At 50.8% G+C, this 11050-nt stretch carries 11 protein-coding genes and 1 pseudogene; 6 read left to right on the plus strand and 6 right to left on the minus strand.

Annotated elements, in window-relative coordinates:
- The coding region (locus AC1HCM_RS03135) for a Crp/Fnr family transcriptional regulator (protein ID WP_479460322.1) at positions 1-329 on the plus strand (329 nt) is incomplete at its 5' end.
- Between the two features lie 68 nt (positions 330-397).
- Here AC1HCM_RS03135 and AC1HCM_RS03140 read toward each other — a convergent pair.
- Together AC1HCM_RS03140 and gltX are read right to left on the minus strand one after the other, a co-directional pair.
- On the minus strand, positions 398-1633 hold the full coding sequence (locus AC1HCM_RS03140) for a porin (protein WP_479460323.1): 1236 nt from the start codon (positions 1631-1633) through the stop codon (positions 398-400).
- Between the two features lie 84 nt (positions 1634-1717).
- Complete coding sequence (gene gltX, locus AC1HCM_RS03145) at positions 1718-3133, minus strand: glutamate--tRNA ligase (RefSeq protein ID WP_479460324.1); 1416 nt, start codon at positions 3131-3133, stop codon at positions 1718-1720.
- Positions 3134-3204: 71 nt separating this feature from the next.
- Between gltX and fbp the strand changes: the two genes are divergently transcribed.
- Positions 3205-4350 carry a fructose-1,6-bisphosphate aldolase/phosphatase gene (fbp, locus tag AC1HCM_RS03150; RefSeq protein WP_479460325.1) on the plus strand — a complete coding sequence of 382 codons (1146 nt, stop codon included), beginning with the start codon at positions 3205-3207 and terminating at the stop codon, positions 4348-4350.
- Here fbp and dnaA read toward each other — a convergent pair.
- The 4 genes from dnaA to AC1HCM_RS03170 form a co-directional block, all read right to left on the minus strand.
- On the minus strand, positions 4347-5561 hold the full coding sequence (dnaA, locus tag AC1HCM_RS03155; protein ID WP_479460326.1) for a chromosomal replication initiator protein DnaA: 1215 nt from the start codon (positions 5559-5561) through the stop codon (positions 4347-4349). The two genes, fbp and dnaA, sit on opposite strands and share 4 nt — an antisense overlap.
- A gap of 85 nt (positions 5562-5646) precedes the next feature.
- Positions 5647-6657, minus strand: a complete 1011-nt coding sequence (locus tag AC1HCM_RS03160) for an aldo/keto reductase (protein ID WP_479460327.1) — start codon at positions 6655-6657, stop codon at positions 5647-5649.
- Positions 6654-7391 (minus strand): twin-arginine translocase subunit TatC, encoded by a 738-nt coding sequence (tatC, locus tag AC1HCM_RS03165; RefSeq protein WP_479460332.1) that lies wholly within the window; start codon positions 7389-7391, stop codon positions 6654-6656. Before tatC ends, AC1HCM_RS03160 begins: the two co-directional genes overlap by 4 nt.
- Positions 7345-7722, minus strand: a complete 378-nt coding sequence (locus AC1HCM_RS03170; RefSeq protein WP_479460328.1) for a Sec-independent protein translocase subunit TatA/TatB — start codon at positions 7720-7722, stop codon at positions 7345-7347. Before AC1HCM_RS03170 ends, tatC begins: the two co-directional genes overlap by 47 nt.
- Before the next feature lie 197 nt (positions 7723-7919).
- Between AC1HCM_RS03170 and AC1HCM_RS03175 the strand changes: the two genes are divergently transcribed.
- The 4 genes and pseudogenes from AC1HCM_RS03175 to AC1HCM_RS03190 form a co-directional block, all read left to right on the plus strand.
- Positions 7920-9017: a KamA family radical SAM protein gene (locus tag AC1HCM_RS03175; protein WP_479460329.1), complete on the plus strand. Its 1098-nt coding sequence runs from the start codon at positions 7920-7922 to the stop codon at positions 9015-9017.
- Positions 9004-9783 (plus strand): YihY/virulence factor BrkB family protein, encoded by a 780-nt coding sequence (locus tag AC1HCM_RS03180; RefSeq protein WP_479460330.1) that lies wholly within the window; start codon positions 9004-9006, stop codon positions 9781-9783. The genes AC1HCM_RS03175 and AC1HCM_RS03180 overlap by 14 nt, the downstream gene beginning before the upstream one ends.
- A gap of 40 nt (positions 9784-9823) precedes the next feature.
- On the plus strand, positions 9824-10867 hold the full coding sequence (locus tag AC1HCM_RS03185) for a succinate--CoA ligase subunit alpha (protein WP_479460331.1): 1044 nt from the start codon (positions 9824-9826) through the stop codon (positions 10865-10867).
- Positions 10860-11050 (plus strand): annotated as a pseudogene (locus tag AC1HCM_RS03190) (class I SAM-dependent methyltransferase); the annotation flags it as partial. The gene AC1HCM_RS03185 and the pseudogene AC1HCM_RS03190, both read left to right, overlap by 8 nt.

The following is an 11050-nucleotide window of genomic DNA, read 5'->3' on the forward strand; positions in this document are numbered from 1 at the left end:
GGGAAAACCCGGACATAGCGATAAACGTCATAAAGGCTCTCGTCGCAAGGCTCAGGAGAACGGACGACATGGTTGAGGCTTTAGCCTTCAGGAACGTGGAGAGCAGGATAGTGAAGTTCCTCTTGGAAGTAGGTAGGGAGAAGGGGAACATGGAGAAGGGAAGGTACAAGGTCAGGAAGATGACCCACAGGGACCTGGCGGCGAGGGTTGGTTCCTCAAGGGAGGCGGTAACTAAAGCGATCAAAGCTCTGAGCTTTAAGGGAATTATTGAGGAGTCCGGGAACTTCTGGCTCATCTCCCCCGAGGCGGAGAAGGATATAGACCCCTGAGCAGGTCTGTGTCGGGCTTAAAAAGAGGGGGACGAGAACCCCCAAGAGCAGCCTTACCGGGTGCGGACTTAAAAGTAAAGCTGGGCTTGAAGCTGATGGACAGTCCTCTTTTTATCTCCCTCCTTATCTATCAAGAGCACGTTGTAGGACCACTTAACTTTATGGGACTTCAGATAATGATTGAAGCCTGCGGTGAGAACTTTCTCATCGGGTTTGGTGCTTTTGGGGAAATCTACCTTCTCATACCTGAGGGCTGGCTCAACTCCTCCGATAGGTGTCCTTATCAGATAACCACCCTGAACATACCAGCCTCTTTCCTCCTTCCCGAGCTTGTCGTACTTCATCTTTATGTACTCTGCCTGAGCTGTAACAACCCCGGGACCCGCACCGAACCTGCCGAAGATGTCCGCTCCCCAGAGGATAGCCTTTTCATTTCTCACATCGTAGGACTCAGAGTTGTCGCTTACCGTATCCACATCAAAGTTTCTGTTCTGAGCGTAAGACAGACCCAAGCTCACAACGTTTCCCCGATTCTTCTCCCCTATGCCGGTGTCATCCTTCTTCTTCTCCACCATGCCGGGGGGTGATAGCTCAACCCTCACCGCGTAAAGGTTTCCAACCTTTGTGTCTGATCTAACAAACTCTCCCTTTGTCTTGTTCTTCTTCTCAACGGTGGAGCCGTCTGCGACAGCAACCATGTACCTGAAGATGCCTTTAGCTATTTTGCCGTGAAGCATTATCTGATTGCCGTAGTAATCTCCCAACCACTTCTTGGCATCCTCGGTGGCTACAGGTCTCTCTATAAGGAGCTGTCTTGAGGAGGACGTTAGGGAGACCCGTGAGTAGGGCTTTTTCTTCTTTCCGAGAAGTATGGACAGCTCGTCCTTTATCTTCCAGTCCGCATAGGCGTATAAAACACCTACCTCAAAGCCATGGTGTTTCTTATCTGCCTTTTTGTAGTCGTAGTCCCTTTCCCCTTTGTCCATCTCCAGGGTTATGTTTACCTTGAGGGCTTTGCCCGCAGGCAGATTCTTCCACTTCTTGCTTATCTCAATCCTCGCCCTCCTGATGTAAAAGTCGCTTTTGCTCTTGTAAGAGCCCCCTTCTTCATATATGTCTCCCAGGTCAAGCCTCGGCTGGAGTCTGAGCTTTATCTTCAGGTGGGGAGCCTTCTTTATGTCCTTAACATCTTCCCCGCTGAGAACACCCTTAGACTCAAGCTTCCTGATAAGGCTATCAAGCTCTCCTCCACCTGCTGAGCTAAGAGCCGGAAAGAGGGCTGAGAGAATTAAGAGCTTCTTCATGCCTTAACCTCCTCTGCATTTTGCCTATTAGGATGGAGGAGGAAGGTTAAGGTATCGTTAGGCGGAGGTTAAGTTTCTGTTAAGTCAGGATATCCTCTCAAGAACCTTTTTAATCCTCTTTACTATCCTCTCCTTTGGCAGGGTTGAGAGCAGGATGTCTATCCCGACACCCTCAAGCTGACCCGTCATGGCTATCCTCAAGGTGTGCCATATCTCCTTGGGCTTTACCCCGAGCTCCTTCTGTATCTCCTTGGCAAGGAAACGGACATCCTCAGGGGATTCAAGCTCTCTATCCTCAAGCTTTTCCAGAAAGGCGCTCAGGACCTCATAGCTCCTCATATCCTCAAGCTTAGCCCACATCTCCTCAGGTATATCCACCTCATCAAGGAAGAAGGGCTTCAGTCTCTCAACCATCTCGGTGAAGGTATCGTAAGCGTCCCTCGTTCTCTCAAGAACCCTTTTAACATAGTCCTCGTCCTCAACATCGTAACCTGCATCTCTCAGGAAGGGAAGGGCAGCTTCGTAGAGCCTCTCTAAAGTCACAACCTCCCTTATGTAAACCCCGTTCATCCACCTCAGCTTCTCTCTGTTGAAGACTGCAGGAGCTGAGTTCACGTCCTTGAGGTCAAAGAGCTCAATGAGCTCTTCCTTAGAGAATATCTCCCTCTCGGTGCCGGGGGGAGACCAGCCGAGGAGACAGAGGTAGTTAAAGAGAGCTTCCGGAAGGAAGCCTTCCTGCCTGTAGTTCATGACGGATACAGCTCCGTGCCTCTTGGAGAGCTTGCTCCTGTCCTCACCCAGTATAACCGGGAGGTGGGCAAAGCTCGGCTCCCTGAAGCCCAGAGCCCTGTATATAAGTATCTGCTTGGGGGTGTTTGGTATGTGGTCCTCGCCCCTCACAACGTGGGTTATGCCCATGAGGGCATCGTCAACTACAACAACGAAGTTGTAGGTGGGTGTCCCGTCGCTCCTCACTATCACGAAGTCTCCAAAGTCGTCAACACTTATCGCTATGTGTCCCTTTATCAGGTCCTCAAAGACTACGGTCTCACCGTCCGGAACACGGAAGCGGATGGTAAAGGGCTTCCCCTCCTTCTTGAAGCTCTCAACCTCGGCAGGACTCAAGGCACGGCACCTGCCCGAGTACCTGTAGGCTACGCCAAGCCTCTTAGCCTCCTCCCTCTCCCTTTCCAGCTCCTCGGGAGTGCAGAAGCAGGGGTAGGCGTGCCCGCTGGCGAGGAGCTTATCAACGTACTCCCTGTATATCTCCATCCTCTCGGACTGGCGGTAGAATTCATCCCACTCAATACCCAGCCACTCCAAGTCTTTGAGCAGTGCCTCCTCATACTCCTTCTTTGACCTCTCCCTGTCCGTATCCTCTATCCTTAGGACGAAGCCTCCCCCGTTGTGTCTGGCGAAGAGGTAACTGAATATAGCCGTTCTTGCGTTTCCCAGGTGTAGATAACCCGTGGGGCTCGGTGCGAACCTTGTCTTAACCATGGTTATTTAATTATAGGGGTTGGTAGGGTATAATAGAGGGGAAAACACCCATAGAGATAAGGAGGTAGGCTATGAAGCTCACTTTAAGCGTTATCAAGGCTGATATTGGAGGCTATGTTGGCCACTCAGATACCCATCCCGAAGTGGTTCAGAAGGTCAGGGAGATTGTCCAGGAGGAGGTAAAGAAGGGAAACCTTATAGATGCGGGGATACTGACCTGCGGTGATGATATAGCTATAGTTATGACCCACACCCACGGTGTTGATAACGAGCTCGTCCACGGTATAGCCTGGAGAGCCTTTGAAGAGGGAACCGAGGTTGCCAAGAAGCTCAAGCTCTACGGTGCAGGGCAGGACCTTCTGACCGATGCCTTCAGCGGCAACATAAAGGGGCTTGGACCCGGCGTGGCGGAGATGGAATTTGAGGAGAGACCTTCAGAACCCGTCATAGTGTTCTTTGCGGACAAAACCTCACCGAGCGCCTGGAACCTTCCCCTCTACGAGATGTTCGCCGACCCCATGAACACAGCGGGGCTCGTCATAGACCCGAAGATGCACGATGGATACACCTTTGAGGTTCTTGATGTGTACACTGGAAAAGCTGTGAAGCTTAGCACACCGGCGGAACTCTACGACCTGCTTGCTCTGATAGGCTCCGTAGGAAAGTACGTGGTCAAGAACGTTTACAGGAACTACGACGGGGAGATAGCAGCCACAGCCTCAACCCAGAGGCTTTCCCTCATGGCAGGTCAGTACGTTGGAAAGGATGACCCTGTCATGATAGTCAGGGCCCAGAGCGGATTCCCTGCGGTGGGTGAGATACTGGAGCCCTTTGCAAGGCCCTGGATAGTTGAGGGATGGATGAGGGGTTCCCACAACGGACCCTTAATGCCCGTTTCCTTTGAGGACGCGAGACCCTCAAGGTTTGATGGTCCTCCAAGGGTTATAGCCGCCGGCTTTCAGCTGTCGGAGGGTAAGCTCGTTGGTCCGACGGACCTCTTCAGAGACCCAGCCTTTGATAAGGCGCGTATATCCGCCCAAGACATGGCTGATATACTCAGGAGACAGGGAATCTTTGAACCCCACCGACTGCCTGCAGAGGAGATGGAATACACAACCCTTCCCAAGATACTGAAGAAGCTTGAGGGTAGGTTCTACGACATAGAAGAGCAGAGGCTTGAAAAGGACCAGGTCATAGAGAAGGAGGACATGGATTAAAGCCTGTCCGCTATATGCTTTTCTAGGAAGCTCACTATGTAGTTGAGCTTCCTGTCCCTCTTTATGTCCTCCTCTATCCTCTTTATAGCGTAGATGACGGTTGAGTGGTCTTTGCGGTTGAAAGCCCTCGCTATCTCTATGAGAGAGACATCGGTGAGCTTCCTGCAAAGGTAAAAGGCTATCTGCCTTGCCCTGCTCAGCTTCTTTGAGCGCTTGTTTCCAAGGAGTTCCTCCACACTCACGCCGAAGTGAAGGGCTGTGTATATCTTTATCTTCTCAAGCTCGCTGCTGCCCGCCTTTTTCTTCTTCAGGTGTTCAACGCCCCTGAGCTTGAGTCCCCTTATTGTTCCCTCAATGTCCCTAACGTTGTCGGCGGTCTGTTCCATGAGAGCTTCAACTATCCTGTCCTGAACCTCCAGGCGGAGCTCCTGAAGCTTTCGCTTGATTATCTCAAGCTTAGTTATCTCGTCCATGCATATCTCAACCACAACCCCACCCTCAAACCTGCTTATCAGCCTGTCGGAGACGTCCCTGAGCTCTCTCGGGTGTCTGTCGGAGGCGAGAACTATCTGCCTGTCGCTGAGAAACATCTGGTTGAAGAGGTTGAAGAACTCTATCTGAGTCCTCTCCTTCCCAGAGAGGAACTGAACATCGTCAAGTAGCAGGAGGTCAACCTCCCGGTACTTTGCCCTGAACTCCTTTATCCTTCCTGACTTCAGGAACTCAACCATCTCTTCGGAGAATTCGTTGGCGGACTTGTAAACCACCCTCATCCCTCTGGAGGCACACCTGTTCCCTATAGCCTGCAGGAGATGGGTCTTCCCAAGACCGACGCCTCCGTAGAGGAAGAGGGGGTTATAGACCTTCCCGGGGTTGTCCGCTACCTCCAAAGAGACCTCGTATGCCAGCCTGTTGCCCTCCCCCACGACGAAGTTCTCAAAGGAGTACTTGGCGCTGAGCCCCTCCGACCTCCTTTCTTGCCTTATCTCCCCTTCTTGGCTCTCAAGCTCAACAACGACACCCGAAAAGAGCCCGTTTGGGGACAGCCGGGCTAAAACACCCTCCAGCTCAGCCTTCAGCGCCGGGTCTTCGGTAAACAGGTAAAGCTTCCTTCCCCTCTCCTCAAGCCTGAACCTGCTCAGGAGCGTCAGGAGGGACCTGTCAAGCTGTTCTATCTGAGCGAGAAAGCTCTTTATAGTTACTCCCTCCATCGTCCTGAATATTCTCCTTCAGGGGAGAAGTTAATGAAAACTTAAAGAAACTTACCTATCAGGTACTTACTTCCTCAGCTTGAAGTCATTTAAAGAGCGATAAAAATTCTTCTTCGCTCAGCGGCTCAAGCTTTTCAATTTCCAGGTTTTCTTTCAGATGCTGGGGTCTGCTCATGCCAACGAGCGCTGTGCCAACGCCGGGGGTGCTCCTGACAAACTGAAGGGCGACGAGAACATCCCTATCAATTCCGAAGCGCTCCTTGAGAGCTTCAGGAACCCTTCCTATCACATTGCCCTGATAGAGGGATGCGCTCGTGTAAACGTAAATCCCCAGCTCCTTGCACGCCTCTAAGGTTGAGAGCTGTCTGCCTTCCAACTCCTGATTTTTCAAGGAGAAAGCCTCATGCATACCCAAGTTGTAGGGGAGCTGTATGAACCTGAAGTGATGTTCCTCTCCACCTACCTCTTCCGCAAGCCTGTATATCTGGACAAGGTCAAGGTACTGCCTCGCCCCCTTTGGGATGCGGAAGCCATGCCAGGTAGCCAACCCGTAGTACTTGAGCTTTCCCTCCTTCACCTTACCCTCAAGAACCACAAAGCATTCGGCGAGCTTTTCCAGGAATTTATCCCTCTCGGTAAAGAGAAGCTGCTCCTCGGGGTTGTGAATGAAGTAGAGGTCTATGTAGTCGGTCTTCATATTCTCAAGGCTCTTCTCAAAGCACCAGTCTATGAACTTTCCACCAAGGTAGTGCCCCTGAGGGGTCATCTCCTGAGGGTCTATAATTCCCCTCTTTAGAAAGTTCTCCTCAAAGAACACCTTTGGGTCCTCTCCCGAATCCGCATCAAAGGGCAAGTAACCTCCCTTTGTGGATATAAAGAGCCTCTCCCTGCCCACATCCTGAGCAACCCTGCCGATAACCCTCTCGCTCTTCATGTATCTGTAGTTGATAGCGGTATCCACAACGTTTACACCCAGCTCTATGCCGAGCTTTATGGTCTCGTAGTACCTTCTGTCCGTCTCCTCGTCCAGCTCTCCCAGATAGGTACCTATGCCTATCTCCGAAAGCCTCTCATCTCTAAACTCCTTGTACCTCATCTTTCCTCCTCAAGCTTTTCAGGAAGCCTGCTTTCTTTCTTCCTTATCGTTTTACCTAAGAGTATTGATATCTCGTAAAGAACGAGAAGGGGGATAGCCATAAGCACCTGGGTCGCCACATCGGGAGCAATAAGGGCACCCAGCAGGAAGGCAACTACTATGAAGTATCTTCTGAATTTCTTCAGCTGACGCTCGCTGACTATACCAGCCCTCTGGAGCATGTAGAGGAATATGGGCATCTCAAAGGCTATGCCGAAGGCTATCAGCATTTTAAGAACGAAGCTCACATAGAGGTTTACGGAGAGATAGGGTGTGGCGGCAAGCTGAGAAAAGCCGAGCCCGAGGAGGAACTTCAAAGCCATCGGGAGGACGAGAATATAGGCAAAGACCCCACCCATAACGAAGAGAATCACGGAAGATAGGAGCAGGGGAACGAAGAGCTTTTTCTCGTTGGGATAGAGGGCTGGCTCAACGAACCTCCATATCTCAAAGAGTATCACAGGGGAGGCAATTATCAGACCTACGGTTAGGGATATCTTTATGAGTATAAAGAGGGGCTCTGTGGGTGAGAGGGTTATAAGCTCAACCTCGGGGTAAGACCTTATAACGGGCTCCTTCAGAAACTCAAAGACGTGCCTTGCGAAGTAGAAGGAGCCTGCGGCTGCTATCAGAAAGGCTATTATTGACCTAATCAGTCTTGTTCTGAGCTCCCTCAGATGTTCCGTGAGGGGCATCGTCGGAAGCTGCTCGCTGTCCATGTTCATCTTCCCTGTGTTCCTCCTTTTCTTCCTCAATATCCTCATACTCTTCAAGCTCTATATCAGGCAGAGGCTCATCAACCTCCACGGTTTCATCCTCCGTCCTCTCATCCAGCTCACCACCCTCGCTTTCCTCCTCCAGAACCTTCTTGTTTATCTCCTCCATGTAAGCCTGCATCCTCACCTCGTCCCACATCTCCCTGACCTTTCTGAGGGATTCGCCGAGCTTTACAGCGAGGTCCATCATCCTCTCAGGACCGAGAACCACGAAGGCTATTAGAAGGACGATGATGAGCTGAATTTCCATCGTTCTATTATTATAGGCGTTTAGGAGAGACGAGGGGCTGGCACCATTTTTATGACTTAAATCATAAAAAACTTCAAAAATGAGCCTATGAATTTTATAAAACGCTGTTTTATTTTAGAAACGAAGCGGGAGGGGAGCTTCGGCAGTACAGGGGGGTTGGTAAAACCGCCCCCTCTCTTTTAAATTAAAATTTCCCCATGTTCTCTAACGTGCCAACCCACCTGTGGAGAAGTTACAGATGGCAGATTCAGAACAGGATAAGAGATATTGAGGAGCTAAGAAAATACCTGAAGCTGACACCCGAAGAGGAGGAGGGCATAAGGCTAACGAAGGGGCTTTACCCTTTAGCCATAACCCCTTACTACCTGTCCCTCATGGACCCAGAAGACCCTCAGGACCCAATCAGGCTTCAGGCTGTTCCCAGAAAGGTTGAGGTTGATGAAGGTGTTCAGAGGAGGGGGGAACCAGATGCCCTCAGGGAGGAGGGTGATATACCCGGTCTGACCCACAGGTATCCCGACAGGGTTCTCATGACGGTCACGACCTTCTGTGCCGTTTACTGCAGGCACTGCATGCGAAAGAGGATATTCTCCGAGGGAGAGAGGGCGAGAACTAAGGAAGAGATAGACAGGATGCTGGACTATATAAGGAGGCACGAGGAGGTTAGGGACGTCCTCATATCTGGTGGTGAACCGCTGAGCCTTGGAGAGGATAAGATTGAGTACATACTGAGAGAGCTGAGAAAGATAAAGCACGTAGAGATAGTTCGCTTTGGCACACGCCTTCCTGTTCTCGCACCCCAGAGGTTCTTTGATGATGGGCTTCTTGACATCCTTGAGAAGTACTCCCCTATCTGGATAAACACCCACTTCAACCACCCGAAGGAGATAACGGAGCTGTCAGAGGAGGCGGTTGACAGGGTCCTGAGGAGGGGGATACCCGTCAATAACCAGACCGTCCTGCTCAAGGGAGTGAACGATGAACCGGAGGTGATGCTTGAGCTTATGAGAGCTCTCTTGAGGATAAAGGTAAAGCCCCAATACCTCTTCCACTGCGACCCAATAAAGGGAGCTGTTCACTTCAGGACGAGCCTTGACAGGGGGATTGAGATAATGCGCTACCTGAGAGGTAAAATATCGGGTATGGGAATACCAACCTACGCCGTTGACCTGCCCGGAGGGAAGGGGAAGGTTCCTATATCTCCCGACTACATAGTGGAGAGGAAGGGAAACAGCTTCATATTTGAGAGCTACAGTGGTGAGCTTGTGGAGTACACCATAGATGAATACCCTTAGAAGCTTCCTCAGCTCCCTTTTCCTTAGCCTGATTGACCTCTTTAAGGAGAGCTACACCTATCACTCGGGGGCGCTTACCTACCACTTCATGCTCTCAATGGCTCCCCTTACGGTTGTGCTCCTCAACATTCTGAGCTTTCTTCCCATGGTGGATATGGTTGAGCTTGAAAGGGCTGTTGATAAGCTCTTTCCCCAGTACACAAACCGGGTCATCCATGAGATACTGGAGGTTCAGAGAAGGAGCAAAGAGACATCCTTCATAGCTCTGGGGATATCCTACTTCTTCTCGGTAGGCTTTATAAAGTACGTTGGACGCGCCCTATCCTTCGTTTCTGAAGGAAGGATGGGAGAGAAGAGGGAAATTTTCTACTGGCTCTTCATGCCCGTATTCCTCTTAGCGGTCGTGATAGTTATATCCGCTTACTTCTTCCTGAGCATATACATAAAGCTCGTCGTTCCTAAGACCTATTCTCTCCTCGTTGATGCCTCTTCCATAATCCCCATGACCTTGATCCTCTTCCTCGTTTACGTTAGCTTTCTGAAAGAGGGAATTGGCTTGCTCAAGCTCATGCTGGTATCCTTCTTTGTATCTCTGATAATGTTCTCCATCCAGTTTGGCTTCACCTGGTACATAGCCAACCTCTTCAAGGGGAGCCTTCTTTACGGCTCTTTAAGCGCGGTGGTTGTCTTCCTTCTGTGGGTGAATCTCATATTCCTTACACTGCTCTTTGGCGGGCGTCTGATCTACAGGCTGAGGGAATCTTAGGGTAAAATAAAATATCGTTTTAATCCACAGGAGGACGGGAATGGAAAGAAGCTGGAGTGTAGGAACGAAGTATCTGAACGACAGAACTAGGGTTATAGTGATAGGTATAACGGGAAGGGAAGCCTCTCAGGTTGTAGCGGAGACCGAAGCTCTTTACCCGGGCACCATAAAGGTCGGTGTAACACCGGGTAAGGGAGGACAGGAGGTTGCTGGTGTTCCCGTATTCAACACCGTTAAGGAGGCTCTGAGCTCCCCCGAGGGAAGGGATGTCAACACCGGGCTTATATACGTTCCGCCTGCATCGGTAAAGGATGCAGTAATAGAGCTCGTTGACGCGGGGATAAAGGTCATATACATAATCACCGAGCATGTTCCCATAAGGGATACAGTCTATTTCTACCACTATGCGAGGGAAAGGTGGGTAACGATAGTAGGTCCAACTTCCTTGGGCTGTATAGTTCCGAGGATACCAGCAAGGATAGGAGCCATAGGAGGCAAGAACCCATCCATAGCTTACAGGGACGGAGGTCTTGTTATCCTGTCCAAATCGGGCGGACTGACAACGACTACTGCAGAGATGTTTATGAGAAGGGGATGGGGTGTTTACATGGCTTTAGCCCTCGGTGGAGACATAATATCCTGCACGACCTTCGCCGATGTCCTTGAGGAGATAAAGGATGACCCCAACGTCAAGGGGGTCATAATACAGGGAGAGGTAGGCGGTACTTACGAAGAGCAGGCTGCAGAGACTATCCTCAGACTTTACAAAGAGGGGAAGTGGAACATCCCAGTTGCAGCCTTCGTTGCAGGTAGATTTCAGGAGAGTTTGGAGGGCGTGTCCTTCGGTCATGCCGGAGCTATAGTGGAAAGGGGTAAGGGGAAGGCTACTGACAAGATAAGGCTCTTCAATGAGGTGGGTAAGGAGACAGGGCTTGTGAAGGTAGCTGAGTTCTACCACGACCTCGTGAACTGCATAGAGGAGCTCGGGGTTGAGAGGGACTTTGAAGACTCAACTCCAGAAGGAAAGGTCATGCCTCTTTACTCAACCATTGACCCCGAGACCTGCGAGTTCAAAGGTGATTGACCCGAGGGATAAATGGAACGCCAAGTACAGGGAGGGGAGGAGGTCCGCTCTCCACTCCACCCTTGTGAGGTTTTACCACCTTGCTCCCAAGGGAAAAGCCCTTGAGATAGCCTGCGGAACTGGTGAAAACGCACTCTTCTTAGCCAAGAAGGGGTTTAAGGTTGAAGCCTTTGATATATCGGA

The sequence above is a fragment of the Hydrogenivirga sp. genome, assembly GCF_056450045.1.

Excerpts from the sequence above, each read along its gene's own strand:
- AC1HCM_RS03160 (WP_479460327.1), bottom strand. The coding sequence starts at position 6,657 with ATGAGGTACAAGGAGTTTAGAGATGAGAGGCTTTCGGAGATAGGCATA.
- dnaA (WP_479460326.1), bottom strand. The coding sequence starts at position 5,561 with ATGGAGGGAGTAACTATAAAGAGCTTTCTCGCTCAGATAGAACAGCTT.
- gltX (WP_479460324.1), bottom strand. The coding sequence starts at position 3,133 with ATGGTTAAGACAAGGTTCGCACCGAGCCCCACGGGTTATCTACACCTG.
- AC1HCM_RS03140 (WP_479460323.1), bottom strand. The coding sequence starts at position 1,633 with ATGAAGAAGCTCTTAATTCTCTCAGCCCTCTTTCCGGCTCTTAGCTCA.
- AC1HCM_RS03170 (WP_479460328.1), bottom strand. The coding sequence starts at position 7,722 with ATGGAAATTCAGCTCATCATCGTCCTTCTAATAGCCTTCGTGGTTCTC.
- fbp (WP_479460325.1), top strand. The coding sequence starts at position 3,205 with ATGAAGCTCACTTTAAGCGTTATCAAGGCTGATATTGGAGGCTATGTT.
- AC1HCM_RS03180 (WP_479460330.1), top strand. The coding sequence starts at position 9,004 with ATGAATACCCTTAGAAGCTTCCTCAGCTCCCTTTTCCTTAGCCTGATT.
- AC1HCM_RS03185 (WP_479460331.1), top strand. The coding sequence starts at position 9,824 with ATGGAAAGAAGCTGGAGTGTAGGAACGAAGTATCTGAACGACAGAACT.
- AC1HCM_RS03175 (WP_479460329.1), top strand. The coding sequence starts at position 7,920 with ATGTTCTCTAACGTGCCAACCCACCTGTGGAGAAGTTACAGATGGCAG.
- tatC (WP_479460332.1), bottom strand. The coding sequence starts at position 7,391 with ATGCCCCTCACGGAACATCTGAGGGAGCTCAGAACAAGACTGATTAGG.